Origin of the sequence: Paraglaciecola sp. L3A3, assembly GCF_009796765.1 — a bacterium.
Classification (GTDB): Bacteria; Pseudomonadota; Gammaproteobacteria; order Enterobacterales; family Alteromonadaceae; genus Paraglaciecola.
The window spans coordinates 1,361,752-1,383,948 of sequence record NZ_CP047023.1; the positions used below are offsets into that span (position 1 = coordinate 1,361,752).

The window sequence follows — 22,197 nt, forward strand, 5'->3', positions numbered from 1 at the left end:
TGTTAATAACACCATATGTTTAAATCGGTGTTTGCACTGTTTTAGTTGTCTTAAACACAAATTAGTTCAACAAGTATGGCCTTCTGTATCCAAACAAACCATCTCGCAATAAATTGCGGCTGGTGAAGTATACATTAAAGCCAGAGTCAAATTCATCCGTGCTTTGTGTTCCGTCGGTATCAAATCTGTTACTTAAGCGACGCTGGGCAACTAAACTGATTGTCCAACAACAAGATTCATATTTTACGCCATTGTAGGTTTCTACAGTTCGATTTCTTTCTAGGTCGTGGTACCAACGGCTTACCCATTGCCAATTAGGAGCTATCGGCCAACTAGCAGTGATACCTACTTGATTGATTTCTTCTGAGGACAAGTCTCTAATATATCTATGGTTAACTTGGACAATCTTATCTTTCGTTAATTGGTATTCTAACGACAGACTGCTTCTTTCTATTTTGTCAGTACTAGTGGAGACCTGAGCTTCGGTGTGTGCATACCATTTACTGCCTATCTGCCAGTCTAATTCTGCGGCCAGAGCTGAACGGTCTTCATCTTTTGATATATCAGTGATTTTGCTATCTGCTAAATAGAAGATTTGCCCCAGACTTAACTTAAACTGTTCTTTGTTATCTGCGCCTATGATACGCGATGTTAAGCCCAGTGTAATTTGATTATTGTCACTAATTCTATCTAAGCCGGTATATTCTTGGCCGCGAAATAAGCCGGAAAAATTATTAAATAGACGAGTGGTGTCATAAAGTCCTATGTTCGATTGATCTTCAAAACTGGTATATAAATATTGCGCTTTAGGCTCTAAGGTTTGTGTCACTGAACTACCAAATAAATTAAGTGTTCGTTCAAAGGTTAAGGCTCCAAAAATTTTTGCTTGGCCAATGGTACGAGTAACTTCTTCATCAAAGGTAGTATTTTCTACATTTTCTTGTAAATAGTGACTATGCATTACTGTGGCTTCGGCAACAAATTCACTCCATTGATTTTGATAAGGAAAACGAACAGTCGGTGCGATATGAAAACGTGTTGCTGTGGGGGCGTTAGTATCAGTACTTTCAAAATAAGCCAATTCGGAATGTACTTCTATTTCTGCGTTAGCGCCTAATTCGGTTAAATAGTTTAAACGTAATTCAGGTAAGGCACGGTAACTATCAGAATGATCACCTAATACTTCGAAATCTCTAAACTGGGCTGTCATCATTAAGTCTTCAGAAAAATAACTCATGCCCACTGTTTTAAATAAATGGGTATCTGCTCGATTATAATAATCTGAGCCTAAATCAATAATATAGTTGTCATCACTTAACCCATTAATGTCAGCATTTATCTGCCAATTTTCATTAATTTGACCTTGGTGTATAAAGCGGTAAAAGTATCTATCAGAATTATCAGCTATTTCTTGGTCATTGGATAAATATTCTAGGTCTAGCTGCCCAGTATGTCCTTCTGTTAAATACCTAAACTCGGTTTTTAATTGCAGCCCACGTTTTGACATTAACCTAGGACTGAACGTTAAGTCGTAATTGGGCGCAATGTTCCAATATACAGGTTGCTCCAGACTTAACCCCGCAGAACTGTCACTTTTAATTATGGGGTATAAAAGCCCAGACTGTCTTTTATCGTTAACCGGAAAAGAAAAATATGGCAAATACAGCACGGGCACATCTTTGATATAAAACCGGGCATGTTTGACCACACCTCTAGATTGATCTGGGGTAAGTTCAATATTACTGGCTTGGATACGCCACACTTGATCGTCCACAGGACAACTACTAAAACTAGATTCGACTAAGTTAATCCCCGACTGCTCACCGATTGCAATTTTTTTCGCTTGGCCATTACCTTGCACTTGATTTAACTGATAAATAGAATCTTCAATCACAAGTTCGTTTGTACTGCGGTTAAGTTGAACTTGGTTACTGGAAACTGTGATGTAATTATCTATAAAGCCAACATTACCTGTTGCCTTTAATGTTTGGGTTTGGCGATTAAATACAGCTTCATCTGCGGTGATTTTGGCGATATTACTGTCAATTTCTACTTTGCCTTTAAATTTTGCATAAGTATCTTGGTTGATTTCGCTATCTTGAGATTTCACTTGAATTTGTCCATCAAGTAGCAAATTCTCAAGATTTGGTGCAGGGGCAGGCACAAAACACACTTCTTGCGCGTCTGCTAGGCCAATTGTCATCGACAACAGAAATAAAACTGGGAGTTGGGTGTTTTGTATACTAGACAAGTACAAAGTGACCTAAGGTTGGTTAAATTACGGCATTTAAAGAGTTAATTTTAAGGGTTTCGCAAGGATTTACCAGTAGACTTGCAAAAAAAGAGATATTTCGCCATTCTTTGCGCTAAATAAATCGTTATTTTCTATAAGAGAACCCTGTTGAACCCACTGTTTTTAAGACAACAACAATTACACACTTGGATTAACCAAGAAACAAATTTTCAGTGTACTGAGTTACAAATGATTTCGGGAGACGCAAGCTTTCGTCGTTATTTTAGGTTTTTATCAAATGGTAGCTGGATAATCGCAGTTGATGCCCCTCCAGAATTTGAAGATTGCTCTAAATTTATTGAGGTCGCCAAAAGTTATCGTCGAGCAGGGGTGTTAGTGCCAGAAGTCTATTGTTACGATTTACAACATGGTTTTTATTGCCAACAAGATTTTGGTGACAGACAATTTTCACAAGCTCTAAATGAACAAACTTGTACTCAGTTATATCAAAAAGCATTAGCCTGTATCCCTGCTATTCAAAGTTGTTTGGCTACCGCGTCAGGGAGTCTACCTCTGTATGATCATGCCTTTGTACAACGAGAATTAACTATTTTTACTGAATGGTTATTAGACGAATATTTAAAGTTGCCCTTATCGTCAGAACAATCTTTGTTAATAAATAATACATTTCAGTTTTTAACCGAAGAGTTTTTATCACAACCGGTTGCTGGGGTGCATCGGGACTTTCATTCGCGAAACTTAATGTTGATTGAACAAGATGAAATAGGGGTGATTGATTTTCAAGATGCTGTAGTAGGGCCAATCACCTACGATGCCGTATCTTTATTACGAGACTGTTATCAAATGTGGCCTGTCAACTTAGTCGATACTTGGTTACAACAATGGCATGCAGAATTTTATGCTGAATATGATTGGCGTCAGTTTAAACGCTGGTTTGATTTTACTGGGATGCAAAGACATATTAAAGCCAGTGGCATTTTTGCACGTTTACATCTTAGAGATCACAAATCTGTATATTTGTATGATATTCCCCGTACCTTGGGTTATTTGGTTACCGTTGGGCGCTCTTATGCTGAACTTACTGCATTTTCTGAGTTCATAGAAAACACGGTATTACCATCAGTTACCACCAAACAAAAGGATTCATAATGGCCATTAAAACAGCCATGATATTAGCAGCTGGTAGGGGAGAGCGTATGCGCCCTTTAACTGACTTAACCCCAAAACCTTTGCTCAAGGTTCAGGGGATAGCTTTAATTGAATATCATATTCGAGCACTTAAAAAAGCGGGTTTTCAAAGAATAGTGATTAACCATGCATGGCTTGGCCAACAAATTGAAGATGCTCTAGGTGATGGTGCACAATTTGGTTTGAAAATTTTATATTCGGCTGAATTTCAGGCACTAGAAACCGCTGGTGGAATCATTCAGGCTTTACCGCTACTTTGTCAAAACGAGAAAGAAGTGAGTTTTACTGTGGTAAATGGTGACATATTTACAAATTATGATTTTACTCAGTTGCCTATTGAAATTCCTGCACAAAGTGCACATTTAGTAATGGTAGATAATCCTACACATAACCCAGAAGGGGATTTTTATTGTGTCGCAGGACATATTCTAGATACAGGCCAACAAAAGTTAACTTTTAGTGGCATCGCTCAGTACCATAAAGATTTTTTTGCCGGACAAAATATTGCCGTCAAGCCTTTAGCTCCGATGTTGCGCGAAGCTATATCAGTCAGAAACGTCAGTGGTCAGCATTTTCATGGCGAATGGACTGACGTAGGAACACCAGAAAGGTTAGCTGTACTTAATAAACCGCAAGTTTAGATTAGGAAATGGATAAAGAATGATTGGAAAAATTTTAGGAACCACTTTCGGTTTTATGTTTGGTCGATTACCGGGTGCAGTGTTGGGATTTATCGTCGGACACTTTTTTGATAAAGGTTATAGCCAAGACTTTAACCAAATGGGAGGCTTTAGCCGTTTTTTTACTAGCCAAGATGCGTTTAAGACACAGGCTATATTCTTTCACAGTTTATTTTCAGTGATGGGGCATATGGCTAAAGCAGATGGTGTCGTCAGTGATTCTGAGATCCGTATGGCCAGTGCTTTAATGGATAAAATGGGCTTGGAAGGAGACGTTAGGGCAGAGGCTCAGCAAGCGTTTAGGGACGGCAAAGCCGCAGATTTCCCAATTAAAGAAACGATTAAAGAATTTAAAGAATCTTGTCATGGCCGTCGTGATATTTTGCAGGTTTATTTAGAAATATTGATCCAATCTGCTTATGTTGACGGGCGGTTAGATAAAGCTGAACAAGTGATTTTAGAAAATGTAGCCCAGCAGTTAGGTTTTCAACAAAATGAATTATTGTATCTGTTATCTGCCTTTGAAGCTGAAATGCGTTTTAGACAAAATGGTGGTCAACAACAAGGAACACATGGCAGAACGGCCAGTTATAGCAGTCAACAATCTGAAGATGATGCCTATAAAATTTTGGGGGTATCTAAAAGTGATGACGATAAGAGTATTAAAAAAGCTTACCGTAAACTGATGAGTGAACATCATCCAGATAAATTAGTTTCTAAAGGTTTACCCAAGCAAGCTTTAGAATTAGCAAAAAATAAAACCCAAGATATACAAGCTGCTTATGAACTATTGAAAGAAAAACGGGGATTTAAGTAATCTGAACTCGGGATGATGAGTGTTGCTTTGAATTGAATTTTACCAACAATTTAAACACTTAAAAATGTGCTCCCAGTTATATTTGGGTTAAGGTTTTTTCGATGACAAAATTTTTCGTGGATAGCAAGGCGGATTGTCGTACGTAATAACGTGTTATTGCTAGACTCTCCTCCAACGCGGCTAGGCAGCCCAACGCAGCTAGGCACAAAAAGAGCGTTATCGAGAGGTTCAGCTTATCCAGTATTCAGGTTAAGTGATCAATCCATTCAGCGGTTTACAGTATGCATATAAATATGGCACTCATAGAGTGCCTTATTTATTTACATCGATTGAAGATTAAAGGTTTTATTCTGCTGTTGTTGTCTTTGTTTTACTAAACATACTGACAATAACAATGAAGAATAACGGGACAAAAAATATTGCTAACACAGTAGCCGATATCATCCCACCCATTACCCCTGTTCCTACCGCATTCCGTGCCCCAGCACCAGCACCTGTACTGATAGCTAAAGGTAATACGCCAAGAATAAAGGCCATTGATGTCATAATAATGGGCCGTAAACGTTGTCTTGCAGCCTCGATAGTAGCCGATAATAGATCTTGCCCTTTGTGATGTAGCTCTAAGGCAAATTCAACAATGAGAATGGCATTTTTAGCCGAGAGTCCAATTGTGGTGAGAATTGCCACCTGAAAATAAACGTCATTAGGCATACTTTTCAGCATTACAGCAACGAGTGCACCCAATACTCCAAGTGGAACAACCATCATCACAGATATAGGAATTGACCAGCTTTCATATAATGCTGCTAAACATAAAAATACGACTAACATAGACAAGCCATACAATAATGGCCCTTGCGCACCTGCGGCTCTTTCTTCATATGAAAGATTAACCCATTCAATGCCTACACCTGGCGGTAATTTAGCGACCATTTCTTCCATCGCTAACATGGCATCTCCTGAAGAAATACCTGGTGCTGCTTGGCCTTGAATATTTAATGAAGAAAGACCGTTAAAACGTTCAAGTCTAGGTGAGCCAAATCCCCAGCTTGTAGAAATAAACGCACTAAGAGGTACCATTTCGCCTTTATTATTACTCACGTACCAGTGTTTTATGTCATCTGGCATCATTCGATATTGAGCATCTGCTTGCAAAAACACACGTTTTACTCGACCATTTTCCATGAAGTCATTGACATAACTCGCACTCCAAGTGGCGGCAAGCGTTTGATTGATTTCAGCAATATTAACGCCTAGCGCACTGGCTTTTTCTTGATCGATATTAAGCTGAAATTGGGACACATCTTCCATGCCATTCGGTCGCACACCCATCAGCCTAGGATCTTGCGCAGCCATACCTAATAATTGGTTTCTGGCAGCCATTAATGCGTCATGACCAATGCCACCTAAATCAATTAATTGCATATCAAAGCCCGTCGCATTACCTAGCTCTAATATTGCAGGTGGGGCAAATACAAAGGCCATTGCTTCTGGGATTTGCGCAAATGCACCATAAGAACGTTGCACAATGGCATTAATGCTTTGATCTTCGCGAATACGTTCTGACCAATCTCTTAATTGTACGAAAGCCATACCGGTGTTCTGGCTAGAGCCAGCAAAAGAGAAACCTGCAACGGTAAATAAATCTTTGACGTTTTCTGTTTCACCTTCTAAATAGTGTTTCTCTAGTTTTTTCATCACATTAACTGTACGTTCTTGAGAGGCACCCGTTGGTAATTGAACCATAGCAAACAATACACCTTGATCTTCCTGAGGCAAAAATGAGCTTGGGATCCTGAGGTAAAGAGTGGCCATAATGGCAACTAGCACAGCGTATATGGCTAAAAATCGCCATTTACGATTAACGATAAACCCAACGCTACCTTGATAAAAATTATTTACTTTATCAAAACCGCGGTTAAACATGCCAAATAGACCTGTTTGTTTGCCGTGCTTTTCTTTTTTAGGTTTGAGTAAAACGGCACATAAAGCCGGAGTTAATACTAAAGCGACCACAACAGATAAAGCCATAGCCGAAACTATAGTAATAGAAAATTGACGATAAATAGCACCCGTCGAACCAGCAAAAAAGGCCATAGGTACGAATACCGCTGACAGTACTAAGGCAATACCTATCAAAGCACTGGTAATTTGATCCATAGATTTACGCGTTGCTTCGCGGGCCGATAATTTCTCTTCTTCCATGATACGTTCTACGTTTTCAACTACCACAATGGCATCATCTACTAGTAGACCGATTGCCAATACCATAGCAAACATAGTTAAAGTATTAATTGAAAAACCGCAAGCAGATAAAATGGCAAAGGTGCCTAATAATACTATAGGCACAGCTATAGTAGGTATTAGGGTTGCTCGCCAGTTCTGCAGAAATAAGTACATCACAAGAAATACTAAAACAATTGCTTCAAATAAAGTTTTAACGACTTCCTCTATAGACAAACTAACAAAGGGAGTCGTGTCGTAGGGGTATAACTCTTCAACTCCGGCTGGGAAAAAAGGTTTGAGTTCTGCTAAACGTTTTTTAACCGCTTCGGCTGTATCTAGGGCGTTAGCACCAGTGGCTAAATAGACGCCAATACCTGTAGCACTATGGCCATTAAGGCGAGCCGCCACTTCATAGTTTTCACTACCTATTTCGATGCGAGATATATCACCTAACCTCACCTGAGAACCATCTGTATTGACTCGCAATAATATATTAGAAAACTCTTCTACCGAGGTTAACTTGCTTTGCGCTGTGATAGTGGCATTAATCTGTTGTCCGGCAACCGATGGAGCCCCACCAATTTGGCCAGCCGTAACTTCGGTATTTTGGGCTTTGATGGCCGTGGTGACATCGTTAACCGTTAGGTTATAGCTAAGTAATTTGTTGGGATCTAACCAAATACGCATGGCGTGTTGTGCACCGAACACTTGCACGCTACCGACACCATTAACTCGTGAAATAGGATCTTTGATTGTAGACACAACAAAATCAGTTAGATCAGCACGAGTGAGGGAGCCATCTTTAGATATCATGCCAATTACCATCAGGAATGAACCTGATGATTTACTGACATTGATACCCTGCTGCTGTACTTCAGGCGGTAATAGCGAAGTGGCTGCTTGTAATTTGTTTTGAACTTGTACTTGGGCAATATCCGCATCAACTTCAGGTTCAAAAGTTAAGGTAATCGAAACCCCACCCCTTGAGTCACTATTAGAATTGATATAACGCAAGTTATCTAGGCCACTCATTTGTTGCTCAATTAACTGAGTCACAGAGTTTTCTGTGGTTTGCGCAGAAGCACCCGGATAGGTTGCACTTATGGTTACTTTAGGTGGCGATATTGGTGGATACTGCTCCACAGGCAATTGCATAATTGACAAAATCCCTGCCAATACAATACTAATGGAGATAACCCAAGCAAATACCGGCTTATCAATAAAAAACTTTCCCATTGGTCAAATCCCTATTGTTTGGCTGGTGTGTTGTTTGCAATAGGCATGACATCCATACCCGGAGATACGCGCTGTAAACCATTAATGATGATTTGTTCGCCATCTTCTACACCGCTTATCACTATCCAGTTTTTACCACTGGATTTTTCTATTGTAAGATCTTTAGTAATAGCCTTATTGTCTTTACTGACAGCAAATAAATAGGGCGTGCCATCTGGGCGGCGCATGACTGAGTTTTGTGGCACTAAGAAAGCATTGGCTAAAGTACCTTGATGGACTAAACCTCGCACAAACATGCCTGGAAGTAAGACTTTATCAGGGTTAGGAAATACCGCTCGTAAACGTACAGTCCCTGTAGTTTCGTTCACTGTGACATCTGAAAATTCTAGGGTGCCCATATGTTCATAAGGTTTGCCTGTCGCATCAATAACAATAGATACCGGCATTTTACTGTTTTCAGTTGCCTGTAATCGCCCTGAATTAATGGTATCTCGTAAATGTAATAACTGACTTCCAGCCTGAGTCACATCCACATAAATGGGATTTAACTGAGTGATAGTGGCTAACGCTTCAGCTTGACGAGCAATGACTAAGGCACCTTCGGTAAAGCGGGATGCACCAATTTGTCCAGATATAGGCGCTTCAACTTTAGTATATTTAAGGTTGATCTCTGCTTGTTTAACTTGAGCCTTGGCTGCTTGTAAAGCGGCTTTAGCTTGAGCCTCTGCCGATAAAGTATTATCAAAATCATCTTTACTAACCGAATTGTTTTTTCTTAAGTCTGCATAACGTTTACGGGTTCTAGTGGCTAATTCAAAAGCAGATGTTAGCCTAGATTGTTCGGCAAGTGTAGCTTCTAAAGTGGCTTGATAAACGGCCGGATCAATCAGATATAATTGTTGTCCAGCCTCGACTATGGCGCCTTCAGTAAAATTACGTTTTTCAATAATGCCATCCACTTGGGGACGTAAGTCTGATTTACGATACGCAACAGTACGGCCGGGCATTTCTTCAATTAAATCGACTTTTTGTGCTCGTAAAGTGAGGGTTTCTACTGGCATGGCCTTAGCCTGGCCGGCTCCCGCTGGTGGTGTTTGCGGGGAATCCCCACAAGCGACAAAGATAAATAACATTGAACTGATTAAAACGGACTTGGTTAAATTATGCATACACAAACGTTTCCTACATATCCTTTGATGATAACTGACAATTCTTTCATTTATGGGAAGGAGTTACTAGGGGCTGTTGATCTTTGGTGAATGTTTTTGCAGCGAATTGTACGGTATTCATACAGCTAACCGCGATTATAATCTAGTTTTTCTACTTTAATAAGTGATGAAGCAGTTGAAATGCCGAACAAACGCAGCCCGAAGGGATCTATCTAAATGCTTTTTACTGGTTGTTCGCTTTAGCGCAAGGCATCGATGTGTAGGAATAGTTGTCCCCTTTCAAATACCGAGAACGCAGGTTAAAAGCCGCTGAGGTATTCCTTTCAGGTGAGTTTTAAATGCGCTTACTCTGTGTTGCTCGAACTTGAAAGAGCAGGAGCTCTTTATTAATAAAAAATTCATTCAAGGGCCTTGATTAAGCGCATTTGAATTCTCTCTGAGTGTATTCTTATCAATGCGGATTGGTCTTTTAAACTTGCAAAAAGGCTCTCAATTCATCTTGTCTGGCGAGGCCATCCTTCATGCCTAAAGCAATTAATTCTCGGCAGAATTCTTTTTCGAACAATAAGTAGCTGAGTAAACTGGAATCGGCTTTGTCGTGTAGGCCTAACATTCGTAATAGTATTTTTATACCTGAAGGCATACGGTGGAAATGTTTGGCCGCCATTTCATTAAAGTTAACGCTGGGGTTGATCACTAAACAGTCAATGGTTTTTAACTGAGTTAATTGTCTTTGTTTATACGTCATATGAGCTATGGTATTGTTAATCCGCTCTAGCCGTTCTAAATCTGATTTTAGAGTGTCAGCAAAAATGGTGTCTAATAAATGACCCGCTATCGCAATACTGCTGGGAAAGTTTTGCATATCAGTAAAGCGAGATATCCGTTCTGGCTGTTCTACTCCAATCACTAGTATTTTTTCTGCACCTAGATGAATCGCAGGACTCAAAGGGGATAATTGATGGATCGAACCATCGCCTAAAAACTCTCCTAACATTTTGACGGGGGGAAATAACATAGGAATTGCGGACGAAGCAATCAGATGTTCAGAGTTTAAGGTACAAGGCAAACCACGTCTTTGTTCTCGTTGCCAAGCTTTTAGTTCACTATGCCCTTGGAAAAAACTAATGGAGTCATGGCTAGTATAACTGGATGCATTGATACTAATGGCTCTAAGGTAACCTCTATCAATATTAGTATCTATGCGCTGAAAATCTAAATGTTGACGAATGAGATGACGTAATGGCTGATTATTTAATAAGCTGGAGGGGGTCTTTTGATTTTTTTCGGTTAAAAAGCTGGATAAAAAATTACCTGTCAGATGTTTAAATACATCTCTTACACCGCTGTCATAAACTTGCCGAGTATCAAAGTTTTTCCAAACCCATTCTAATTTTCTTAAGCCTAAATGATAACAAGATGCATAACAGGCAAGACCCGTAGCATTAATTGCTCCAGCTGAGTTGCCACAAATTATTGGAAAAGGTATGCCATGATTTCTTGGTAGAAAGGTCGCAATGGCTTTAAGTACACCTAGTTGATAGGCCGCTCGTGCCCCCCCTCCAGATAATAATAATGCGAATTGGTTTCGATCCGACAACTAGTATGCCCTTATAGTGATACGATTAAACCTTCTGCGGCGGCAAACAATTCTAAATTTGCGCCACCTACTTTTATGACATATTGACAATGTTTTTCAATTTCTGAAATTTCATCATCAGTGCGAATATGATCATGGCTATAGAGTGCCATACGTTTAGCTCGGCTGGCCATAGCTAATTTTACTGCCTCTTCTGCGACTGAATGTCCCCAACCTGATTTGGCTGGCATGTCAGTAATCATATATTGGGCATCGTGAATGATTAAATCTGCATCTCTGCAGAATTCTGCCCAGTCTAGAAAATCGGTATTTTTCTTGTATGGCGGATAAAGTTCGTTATCAGTGACATAAGCGATTTTTTTACCGTCGGCCTCGATACTAAAGGAACTTCCCGCGCCAGGGTGATTCATGGTCAAACGACAAATTTTAGCAGAACCAATTGTCCAGCTTGAAATATTTTCATCCAAACTAATTATTTCGATGTTGGATGGCAAGCTTCGGTAATGCACAGGAAAATAGCTACCACTCATTTGTTTTAAAATGGCATCTTTTTCATCAAAGGTGATTTGCCCAGGGGTAATAAATATATTACGTTCTGGTTGATAAATAGGGGCGAAAAAGGGAAAGCCCTGAATGTGATCCCAATGATTGTGTGTCAGCAGTAGATGAATATCATTTTTTTGTTGAATTAATTTTTGACCAAGTTTTTTGATGCCTGTTCCTGCATCGAGAATAATATCTGTGCCATCTTCTAGACTCACATGTACACAAGCAGTGTTGCCACCGTATTTGATAAACTCTAGGCCTGGAGCAGGGCAGGAGCCTCGTACACCGTAAAAAGTTACTTGCATTGATTATCTCTTCGACTACCTGTCTGTGTGAGGAAACTTTACCATTAAAGGATAGTCGGTTTAAGTATAAACTTTATTGTTTAGGTATGTGATCCTTACAGATATAAAAAAAGCGTCCTGAGACGCTTTATATTAGATTGAGCAATTAAAGGCTGCCAATAAAATCAGCTAAATTGTCAATTTCAATCAGTGTTTTTTCGCCAGTACGACGATTTTTATACTCTGCTTTTTTCTCATCTAAGTTGCGTTCACCGATAACAATAGTGTGAGGCACACCAATTAGTTCCATATCATTAAACATCACCCCAGGGCGTTCTTTTCTGTCATCAAACAAAACATCTACATCGGCAGCTTGTAATTGTGAATATAAAGATTCAGCCACTTCTTGAATGCGCGGAGATTTATGCATATTCATCGGAATAATGGCCACTTTAAAAGGAGCAATTGCGTCTGGCCAAATAATGCCATATTTATCGTGGTTCTGTTCAATTGCTGCTGCAACTATGCGAGATACACCAATACCATAACAACCCATAGATAATATTTTATGTTTACCATTTTCATCTAACACACCACAGTTCATGGCTTGAGAATATTTGTCGCCTAATTGGAAAATATGACCTACTTCAATCCCTCGTTTTATTTCTAAGCTACCTTGCCCATCAGGAGAAAGGTCACCGGCGACTACGTTTCTGATATCAGCGATTTGGAATTCACCAGCATCCCTTTCCCAGTTAGCGCCAGTGTAATGAAAATCAGTTTCGTTAGCGCCACAAACAAAGTCAGCAAGATGGGCTGCATCGGTATCAACAATTACTGGAATTTCTAGTCCTACTGGACCGATAGAACCAATAGTACAATTTAAAGTGTCTTCAATTTGTTGTTCACTGGCCATAGTTAATGGCGAGTAGATACCCGCCAGCTTTTCAGCTTTGATTTCATTTAGTTGATGATCACCACGTAATACTAAAGCGACTAGACCTTGCTGACCTTTTTCGTCTTCCTCGGCTAACACTATTAATGTTTTGACCGATTGAATGGCTGGAATATTTAAAAACTTAGCCACGTCATCGATAGTTTTTTGACCTGGTGTGGCTATTTTTTCTAAAGATTGAGTCCCAGCAGGTCGTTCACCAGCTGGTGGCAGCGCTTTGGCCATTTCTGTATTAGCTGCGTAGTCTGAGCTATCGCTAAAAGCAATATCATCTTCACCAGATTCTGCTAATACGTGGAATTCGTGAGAGGCGCTGCCGCCGATTGAACCTGTATCTGCGATAACAGGGCGGTAATCTAAACCAATACGTTCAAAAATATTGCAGTATGCTTGGAACATAGTTTGATAGGTGTTTTCTAAACAGCTTTGCTCCATATGAAAAGAGTAAGCATCTTTCATAGTGAATTCACGGCCACGCATAATACCAAATCTAGGACGAACTTCATCACGGAATTTTGTTTGTACTTGGTACAAATTTAGTGGTAACTGCTTGTAACTGCTGACTTCATTTTTGACTAAAGCGGTTACTACTTCTTCATGTGTTGGACCTAATACAAAATCACGTGAGTTGCGATCTTTTATGCGTAATAATTCTGGGCCATATTCATCCCAACGGCCAGACTCTTGCCATAAATCGGCAGGCTGCACCACTGGCATCAATATCTCGATTGATCCTGCTTTGTTCATCTCCTGGCGAACAATATTGGCGACCTTGTTTAATACCCGTAAACCTGTCGGTAACCAAGTGTATAGGCCAGAGGCTAGTTTTCTAACCATACCTGCACGTAACATCAACTGATGGCTAATGACTTCTGCGTCGGCAGGGGTTTCTTTTTGCGTTGATAATAAATATTGGCTTGTGCGCATGAATGATAGAGTCTCAAAAAGGGTGAAAAAACGGCGGCTATTCTATCAGTAGGCTTGCTTAGGCTAAAGCCCTTATTGATTAAGGTGTATCAATTTTTTCTATGTTCAGCACATGATTACAGTTTTCGCTGACTTGCCATTGAATATTAAACTCATACAGAGTCATACCATAAACTTTTTCTAGCTCTTGTTTGTTGCGATAGGCTGGCCGTGGATCTTGCTGTAACACTTGGCTTATTAATATTTCAAGTTGAGGGTATTGTTTAACGTATGCGTTTATTTGTTGAGTCGCATCAAGGGAAAATTTAACTTGCATACAACTTGGTGCCTGATTGGCAAACCCCCCTTGTGCATTTTCTATGTTATCTGCATAAGGTATGTAAGGTTTTATGTCGAGAATTGGCGTGTTATCTAAAAGATCAATCCCACGCACCTGTAGATTCAGTTGTTTATTTTTAAATTGTACTGAGTCAAATTCAACCACAGACATGCCAATACTGTTGGGACGAAAAGTACTACGGGTGGCAAATACGCCTAGTTTTTCATTGCCACCTAAACGAGGGGGTCTTACTAGAGGGGAATGTCCTTTATCTGCAGTTTGGTGAAAATGAAACAATAACCATAGGTGGCTAAATTGTTCTATGCCACGTAAATAATTAGGATCATTAAATTCGGAGGTAAATAAAATTGTGCCCACAGCACTCTTGACTAATCCGGGTTGTCTAGGGATCGCAAATTTCTGTTTGTATGGGGTACGAATAAGCCCAATTGGCTTGATGTCTAGACTCATGCAGAAGAACGACTTTTATTAGATTTAACCTTTATCAGTTATGTTTACCGAATATTGATCTTAGTTCAACGTTTTACGTATAAATTTGTCCAAATAGGCATTAGCAATAAGAGGGGGCATTCGATACCATTTGTGTAATTCTAGTAATGAGTATTTAAAACGTGTCTGATATTGCGGTTTCTAACAAACAAATTAACTCCCATCTTTTTTTAGCTGATTTGGTACTTAATCAAGATCTTCAACATTTTCAATTGTCGGACGTGGCGGTTAAGCCAATTGTGGAGCAAACCAGCTCTCAGGCGGACTTACAATCTTTGGTGATGTTTACCGAAGGTTTGCACCTTGGCAAACTTCTGCAAGTGACTAGTTATCTAAAAGGTTATCTAGTGGTCAAGTCTTATTCTGCATTGCAAATGGAAGGTGTGGCTGGTTTTGCTATTGTGGCAAATGTCTCTGTGTTAGATAACGCCGATTTAAAACAAAAACTAGTGGCTGCAGCTGAGTTGTTAAGTGTTGAATTGTGTTTAGTGGACAAAGTGCCGAGTTTACAACAACCTGGTTTGTTATTGATGGATATGGACAGTACTGTTATTGCTGTTGAATGTATTGACGAAATAGCCGCTTTAGCTGGAGTTGGCGAAGAAGTGGCGTCTGTGACAGCACTGGCTATGCAAGGTAAATTAGATTTTGCACAAAGTTTACGGACCCGAGTGTCATGTTTAAAAGGCTGTGATGAAGCTGTTATTCAGCAGGTTCGTCAAGCTTTACCTTTAATGCCTGGCATTGCTAATTTGATTGCTATTTTGAAAAAGGCAAATTGGAAATTAGCTATCGCTTCTGGCGGTTTTACCTATTTCGCCGATTATTTGGCTGAACGCTTAGAGTTAGATGCTGCCGTAGCTAATCAGCTCCAAATTAGTGACGGGAAACTAACTGGAAAGGTAATGGGTGACATTATAGATGCTCAAGTAAAAGCTGAAACTTTAGTTAAACTAGCAGAGAAGTGGTCTATCCCCATAGAGCAAACGATCGCCATGGGTGACGGCGCGAATGATCTGGTGATGATGTCAGCAGCGTCTTTAGGGGTGGCTTTTCATGCTAAACCAGTGGTACGTCAACAAGCCGATATATCTATCAGTAAAGGCGGGATGGATGCCTTGATTTGGATCTTAGCTGCAAGGCAATAATTTTTCAGTCATTCAAAGCCTGAGTCAGCTGACTTAGGTTTTGAGCAATTGTTCGATACCGACTTGTTTTATTTTATGTGTTTTTGGTGTTTGGTGATTACTGTCTATCACTTTTTGTTCAAAATTGTAGCGTTTTAGTACCTCATCTGTGACGTCAACTAAATCCCCGACAGCAGTGACATTCCATAATTGTTCTTCTAACAGTTTTGCTTTATGCAAGGCATAAATGCTGACGTAATTTAACTCTGATTGCATAGTTTCAAAATCAGGCCTGCCAGTTCTGGCGATAAATACTTTAACAGCAAGAAATTGACCATTCTGCAAAGCATGATTAATAAATTCACGCCTTTGTACCGGTTGAGTAAATTGGCTGGTATATAAACTATGTATCGCTTCACCTATCACTGTTTTACTGGGATCAAAAGCAATAAATAATTCACGTGCGACAGGTTTATCACTGGGTTTTATTTTGCTCAGAACATCCGGAATAAAATCGTGTTTTATCTTAGCGTTTCTGAACAATGCATACAGATTTACTTCATTTTCTTCAGTTTTAAATTGTAAGAATTTAGTTAAGCGGCTTGGAAACGACCAAGTGCCAGTCGCATCAGGAATAAATTCCACTCCGTGCTTGCGTAAGAAAAATGCAGTATTAACCACATTATTAGCATAGATATTTCGTAATGCCTCACCTATTCCAGGCACTTCTTCTTCATCTCGGTAAGCTTTTAACTTAGAGCGGTTTGCTTTAATTAACGCTTCAAAGAAACGTCGAGCCGTATTGTTTTCTTCAGTGATAAAGTTTTGTAAGTGGATGACATGGCCATCTTTAGAAATATGTTTGACTAAGTAGGGTAAGTTGGTTAAATCAAATTTGCTGGTCACCATTTGTAATTGCGGAAAACTAAGATTGACCTTGTTATCGTTACTAGATGCAAAAAAATTGTGCAGTTCTACTCGCAATCCTTTGGTTGAAAAGTCTTCGGTATAACCCTCAAACTCTTGTGAGCCAACCGTTACTTTGACCGCGGTACGTAATAAGAATCTGGTCTCTCTGCGTTGATTAAAATATTTAAAGCGATAAACAGTCACCAAGGCTGGTGGCTTATTACGAGGATGACCAAATACTTTCAGTTGGGCTAATTGATCCCGTTTGATTTTATTTTTTTGATACTGCTCAGTACTAATATTGTCGGTTATATTGGTTAACACCGCTATCTGTTTTAGATTTTTTAGACGTGACATTAGCCTGGGAGAAGGCTTTTGATTTTGTCGTTTGACCGAATCATTAATAGAGTTCGAAATAGACAAAGGGCGATAACTTTGTTCAGGGCGCATATCAGTTAATTGCAATTTGTACACTCGCCAACTGACTTTTCGCGAGCCATAACCTAAAAACAAACCTTTTAATTCAGGTTTGGCTTCTAACTCAGAATGAGAGGCAGAATAAAAATACACTTTTTCATTTTTAATGTGGTTAAACACAAAAATAAATATTTCCTGCTGGCCTTTAGGTAAGGACAAAGCTTGTTTTATTCGTTCGGGCGTTAGCAAATAACCGATTTTTAAATCTTGAATTTCATTTGCCCAATATTGTATTTCTTCTCTATTACTGTCATTCGCTAAGGCGTATTTAGGAATATACTCGTCGTTTACCTTGTCAATATAAACAGGAATGGATGAAAAGTTAGGAATATAATATTGTTCGTAAGTTTTATTTTGGATCGCCGTTAAGGTGTTATCTAAATTGACCTTATAACGTCTTTTATTACCGTGAATAAATTGTTTTAAAAAATTGTCAAAGCTTGGATAAGGCGCATCATCAATACGTTTTAAATAAAGTTTTTGGGCATCTTTAACTTGTTCAATCGCCTCTACTGTATAACTCACACCTTGACGTTTATTCAGGGCGTATTCTTTTTCTAAGCCCCTGAATTGTACGGTTAAACGTTCGTTTACTTTAAATAAATGCTCTTTACCGGCTTTCACTTTTAAGCCATTGACAGATATGTCTATCGTATTCGCTTGTAAACTTTTGTTCAGTTCGGTAAATATTTCAATATTTACCGAGAAATTCATTCGTTCTTCTTCTCGTTGATAAAAGCTACCAAACTTAACTAAGGGGGCAACAAAACTTTCTGGTTTTTCTTTTACTTTAGCAGGAGATTTTTTACGTTTAAGGGCGTCTTGTTGTTCTTTTTTGTGCATTACCCGATAGTTATTTTCGGTATTGGTCGTCGCTTCATACACTCCAATAGTATATTCACCAAAAATACGGACTTGTTTTTCAAAAGTATCGATGGCCACGTCATCTAAAAAGTGTTGTTTATTTTCATGAGTGTAAAGTCGACACTGACCACTCACTAATCCACGTAAATCAATTAATCGTATACAGGGGCGAGCTAGGCGTTTCAGCTCCATTTTTAATAAAAAACGTTTTTGTTTGGGCACAGAAGAAGCGACTTGACTTAACACCTGATTAAACTCAGGCTCATTAATCATGGGCTTAAGTTCTTCGATTATGTGTTGATATTCTTCTAAGTCTTGGCTCATGTCACCTGGATTAAGTATGCTATAGGGCTAAATTAGCTCTGGGATTAAACACCTAGTTAACTAGTTATCGACAGAAAACTAAAAAACTATCACCTGTAAACTCAACAGTTATACATTTGTTATGTAAAATACGATATTCCCTTAGGGTTAAGCAACCCTTAAATTCAAGGTAGAAAAGATTAAAAATATGGCTAAACGTAAAACCGCGTATGTGTGCTCTGATTGTGGCGCTGAATATCCTCGTTGGCAGGGGCAGTGTAATGATTGTAATGCATGGAATACTATTACTGAGTTTGTTGTGTCTGCAAGCAAGTCAAATCATAGTCATCAGGCTGGTGGTTATTCAGGTCAAACCCAAGCAAAAGTAGAAACATTAGAAAGTATCGATTTGGCAGCATTGCCTAGGTTTGCTTCTGGCTATAAAGAATTAGACCGTGTTTTAGGTGGAGGCATAGTGCCGGGATCTGCCATGTTAATTGGTGGCTCTCCAGGTGCGGGTAAAAGTACTATGTTGCTGCAAGTTATGTGTCAAATGGCAGGCAACAGAAATGCCTTGTACGTAACAGGCGAAGAGTCTCTACAACAAGTGGCAATGCGAGCGCAAAGGCTAGGGCTGGCAAAGGATAAATTGAAATTATTAGCTGAAACTAATGTGGATATTATTTGTGATTTGGCTTTACAACATAAACCTGAATTAATGGTAATCGATTCTATCCAAGTTATGCAGGTTGCCGATGTGCAATCTGCTCCGGGCAGTGTTTCCCAAGTTAGAGAAAGTGCCGCTTACCTCACTCGTTTTGCTAAACAAAATCATATTGCTATGTTTCTAGTGGGACATGTCACTAAAGATGGAAGTTTAGCTGGGCCTAAGGTTTTAGAGCATTGTATCGATTGTTCGATGATGTTGGAGGGGGAAAGTGATAGTCGATATCGCACCCTTAGAAGTCAAAAGAATCGCTTTGGTGCCGTCAATGAATTAGGTGTTTTTGCAATGACCGAAAAAGGTCTTAAAGAGGTCAATAACCCTTCAGCTATCTTTTTGAGTCGCGACGAACAACAATCTCCTGGCAGTATTGTGATGGTTGTATGGGAAGGTACTCGCCCCCTCTTGGTGGAAATTCAAGCGTTGGTTGATTATTCTCAAATGGCCAATGTTAGGCGAGTCGCGATTGGTTTGGATCAAAATCGTTTATCCATGTTATTGGCTGTTTTGCATAGGCATGGCAATGTACAGATGAATGATCAAGATGTATTTGCCAATGTGGTGGGTGGAGTAAAAGTGGCAGAAACGAGTGCTGATTTGGCTTTGTTATTAGCTATCGTTTCTAGTTTTCAAAATAAAACCCTAGATAGACAACTGATTGCTTTTGGAGAAGTTGGTTTAGCAGGTGAAATTAGACCTGTACCTAATGGCTCAGAAAGGATAAGTGAAGCCGCCAAACATGGTTTTAAGCGAGCCATAGTACCTAAAGCGAATGTACCAAAACAAGGTATGACAGGTATTGAGATTATTGGTGTTTCTAGGTTATCAGAAGCCCTTGAGGCCTTGTAGCTGTTTTTGTGCTTAAAGTGTGAATTTAATGCCCTTACTTGTGCCTGTAAACTCGTTTTCAGCTTGTTTAATAAGCGCGTTTAATGTGTTCATGTAAGGTACTTAATTCAGCGTCCAATAAACGGTTGATTGAATCCATAGCTTGACTGGCTGCAGAGAAATACTGCTCAGTACTAATGTTAACCTGATTGACTTCTAATAACTCTGTCTGCAGTAAGTTAGTAAAACTTTGGCATTTGTTTCTGGCGTGATTAATTAATGGTAATTGTTCACTGCCATTCCTTTCAAGGTAGCTAAATATTCTGTTCGATAGTTCAGGTATTTTGGTAGCCAGATAACCTATTTTTACTTTATCCACTTGGGTGCAAGTACCTCTTGCCACTATGGCGACACCTACCGCTCGAGCTTGGCCCACATATTCGGCAGTAAAAGGTAACTCTTGCCATAACACTGAGCTATTAGATGTGCCTTTAAAAGATTTTTTGTTGAATGCTCTATGCTCAGAAATATCTTCAAATAAATACAATAAGTTGGTTATCAAGTTAGTGTGCTGATTAAAACTGGTTGTTAAGTCCAACTGTTTATATTGTTTTTTTAATCTTTGCCAGTGATCTAAATATCCAATCCAACGGCCTTGTTGCATTAAAAAAGGCTCATTGTTTAATTTTTCAATGACGGGTTGCAGGGTATTGTCAATACTGGTTAATACATTAAGGGCTTTTTCATCACCTTGAATATAAGCTGCACACATACCTCTGTGTTTTTGGGTAAAGGCAATAATGGTTTTTAATTGTAATAGCTGGGATATCAGTGTTTGTTGTTGTTGCCACTGACGTTTTTTTGTCTGAGTAATGTAGGCAATAATGATGACACAGGCCACACTAATAATAGCGATCCCAAATATTGTCTCTAGCATAATTTGTGATCCTTTTGACTACCTGTAATGTTACTTAGATGACTAGAAAGTTGATTTGTTTGTTTGGCTATTTCGGCATTCTGTTGGGCTATTTTTTACTACTTCATTTAAGTGATTAGAAATATCTTCAGTGACTAGTCTTTGCTGCTCTGCGTTATCTGAGACTATTTTTACTTGCTGTTGCACTCGCTCTGATTCTGTATATATATTCTTTAAAATACGATTAGCATCGTCAGATTTTTCAGCACAGCTTTCAGTTAACTGAAATACTTTAGACATATTGTTGCTGACATTCGCACTTTTAGTTTGTACTGCTTGTATGCTGCTAATGATACTCGTTGCTGTGTTTTTACTGACAGCCGCTAAGTTTCTTACTTCATCAGCGACAACAGCAAAACCTCGGCCTTGTTCGCCGGCCCTAGCCGCCTCTATGGAGGCATTAAGAGCCAATAAATTAGTTTGTTCTGCTATTTTTTCAATTGCGCTGGTGAGGGCAAAGACTTGTTGGGTATTTTTATTCAGTTCGTCTATTGCAACTAAGGTATCAGACGCTTCTTGTTTTACTTTGACAATTTCTTCGGTTAATACAGAAAGTTGTGTATGACCATTTTCAGCCAGTTGACTTGTATTTGTTGTTGCCTTGTTAAGTGTCTCCATTTTTGCTGTGACCTCAGATAAAGCTGCACCCATTTGTTTGATCGCGACGGCACTGAGGTGGGTGGATTCAGATTGTTTATCGACATTTTCAGCTAATGTGTGAGATGAGAGACTGACTTGTTGTGAAGAATAATGTATTTCTGATATTTGTTCTGATAAAGCATTTTTGGTTCGATTAGATTCTCTAAATAAAGAGCTCAATTTGTCTAATATGAGATTTAAAAATAGAAAAGTAGAATCAAAGTTTTGAATGTTTCTTGTGTCGGGATCAAATTCTATTAACCCAGTGTGAAGTGAAGTTAAGTCACGTTGAACACAAAGGCTTAATGATAGTATGAGCCATGCCAGTAATAAACCCACAGTGATGCGTAAATATTCGTGGGTAATAAATTGGGTCGAAACTAATACCACTATGCCTGAAACAACAAATAAGCCTATAAGTATTAACCCTAATTTTATCCCCAATAATTTTAGCAGCAAATGTATAGGCAATGTCATGAATGGGTTCTTAAAAAAAGAATTAAATAGAAATGACTAAAAGCAATTAATGTTCCATTTGGGAAGTGATATCTAACATATTGTTTTATATGAATAATAACAATTTTTTCATGAGGTTTGTTTATGGTTTGAATTTATTGTTCTTGCACTTGTTTGGTGAAG

Annotated in this window: 15 protein-coding genes; 5 read left to right on the forward strand and 10 right to left on the reverse strand. The window is 39.1% G+C overall.

Features of this window, described 5'->3' with window-relative positions:
• Positions 1–61: 61 nt before the first annotated feature.
• Positions 62–2,251 (reverse strand): LPS-assembly protein LptD, encoded by a 2,190-nt coding sequence (locus GQR87_RS05635; RefSeq protein WP_233267405.1) that lies wholly within the window; start codon positions 2,249–2,251, stop codon positions 62–64.
• 150 nt (positions 2,252–2,401) lie between these two features.
• Between GQR87_RS05635 and GQR87_RS05640 the strand changes: the two genes are divergently transcribed.
• The 3 genes from GQR87_RS05640 to djlA are packed head-to-tail and all read left to right on the forward strand — an operon-like array spanning position 2,402 to position 4,939.
• The gene (locus GQR87_RS05640) at positions 2,402–3,403 is read left to right on the forward strand and encodes an aminoglycoside phosphotransferase family protein (RefSeq protein ID WP_199271692.1); all 1,002 of its coding nucleotides are present in this window, start codon (positions 2,402–2,404) and stop codon (positions 3,401–3,403) included.
• Complete coding sequence (gene murU, locus GQR87_RS05645) at positions 3,403–4,083, forward strand: N-acetylmuramate alpha-1-phosphate uridylyltransferase MurU (protein ID WP_158967370.1); 681 nt, start codon at positions 3,403–3,405, stop codon at positions 4,081–4,083. The genes GQR87_RS05640 and murU overlap by 1 nt, the downstream gene beginning before the upstream one ends.
• Positions 4,084–4,102: 19 nt before the next feature.
• Positions 4,103–4,939 (forward strand): co-chaperone DjlA, encoded by an 837-nt coding sequence (djlA, locus tag GQR87_RS05650; RefSeq protein WP_158967372.1) that lies wholly within the window; start codon positions 4,103–4,105, stop codon positions 4,937–4,939.
• A 345-nt stretch (positions 4,940–5,284) separates the two neighbouring features.
• Here djlA and GQR87_RS05655 read toward each other — a convergent pair whose 3' ends face one another.
• The 6 genes from GQR87_RS05655 to tsaA all read right to left on the reverse strand — a co-directional run bounded on the left by GQR87_RS05655 (position 5,285) and on the right by tsaA (position 14,672).
• On the reverse strand, positions 5,285–8,401 hold the full coding sequence (locus tag GQR87_RS05655; protein WP_158967374.1) for an efflux RND transporter permease subunit: 3,117 nt from the start codon (positions 8,399–8,401) through the stop codon (positions 5,285–5,287).
• Positions 8,402–8,412: 11 nt separating this feature from the next.
• Positions 8,413–9,570 carry an efflux RND transporter periplasmic adaptor subunit gene (locus GQR87_RS05660; protein ID WP_158967376.1) on the reverse strand — a complete coding sequence of 386 codons (1,158 nt, stop codon included), beginning with the start codon at positions 9,568–9,570 and terminating at the stop codon, positions 8,413–8,415.
• Between the two features lie 469 nt (positions 9,571–10,039).
• Positions 10,040–11,170, reverse strand: coding sequence for a patatin-like phospholipase family protein (locus GQR87_RS05665; RefSeq protein ID WP_158967378.1), 1,131 nt, complete (start codon positions 11,168–11,170; stop codon positions 10,040–10,042).
• 11 nt (positions 11,171–11,181) lie between these two features.
• Positions 11,182–12,021 carry an MBL fold metallo-hydrolase gene (locus GQR87_RS05670; RefSeq protein ID WP_158967380.1) on the reverse strand — a complete coding sequence of 280 codons (840 nt, stop codon included), beginning with the start codon at positions 12,019–12,021 and terminating at the stop codon, positions 11,182–11,184.
• 145 nt (positions 12,022–12,166) lie between these two features.
• Positions 12,167–13,882, reverse strand: coding sequence for a proline--tRNA ligase (locus GQR87_RS05675; protein ID WP_158967382.1), 1,716 nt, complete (start codon positions 13,880–13,882; stop codon positions 12,167–12,169).
• A 79-nt stretch (positions 13,883–13,961) separates the two neighbouring features.
• Entirely contained in the window at positions 13,962–14,672 is a 711-nt protein-coding gene (tsaA, locus tag GQR87_RS05680) for a tRNA (N6-threonylcarbamoyladenosine(37)-N6)-methyltransferase TrmO (RefSeq protein WP_158967384.1), read from the reverse strand.
• Between the two features lie 161 nt (positions 14,673–14,833).
• On the opposite strand from tsaA, the gene serB reads away from it, so the two are divergent.
• Entirely contained in the window at positions 14,834–15,859 is a 1,026-nt protein-coding gene (gene serB / locus GQR87_RS05685; protein WP_158967386.1) for a phosphoserine phosphatase SerB, read from the forward strand.
• A 33-nt stretch (positions 15,860–15,892) separates the two neighbouring features.
• Here serB and GQR87_RS05690 read toward each other — a convergent pair whose 3' ends face one another.
• Positions 15,893–18,412, reverse strand: a complete 2,520-nt coding sequence (locus GQR87_RS05690; protein ID WP_158967388.1) for a PilZ domain-containing protein — start codon at positions 18,410–18,412, stop codon at positions 15,893–15,895.
• A gap of 187 nt (positions 18,413–18,599) precedes the next feature.
• Here GQR87_RS05690 and radA point away from each other — a divergent pair, with 187 nt between their 5' ends.
• Positions 18,600–19,964, forward strand: coding sequence for a DNA repair protein RadA (radA, locus tag GQR87_RS05695; RefSeq protein ID WP_158967390.1), 1,365 nt, complete (start codon positions 18,600–18,602; stop codon positions 19,962–19,964).
• Between the two features lie 67 nt (positions 19,965–20,031).
• Here the strand turns inward: radA and GQR87_RS05700 are convergent, their stop codons facing one another.
• Positions 20,032–20,880 (reverse strand): nitrate- and nitrite sensing domain-containing protein, encoded by an 849-nt coding sequence (locus GQR87_RS05700; protein ID WP_158967392.1) that lies wholly within the window; start codon positions 20,878–20,880, stop codon positions 20,032–20,034.
• Positions 20,881–20,922: 42 nt separating this feature from the next.
• Positions 20,923–22,035: a methyl-accepting chemotaxis protein gene (locus GQR87_RS05705; RefSeq protein ID WP_158967394.1), complete on the reverse strand. Its 1,113-nt coding sequence runs from the start codon at positions 22,033–22,035 to the stop codon at positions 20,923–20,925.
• Between the last annotated feature and the right edge of the window lie 162 nt (positions 22,036–22,197).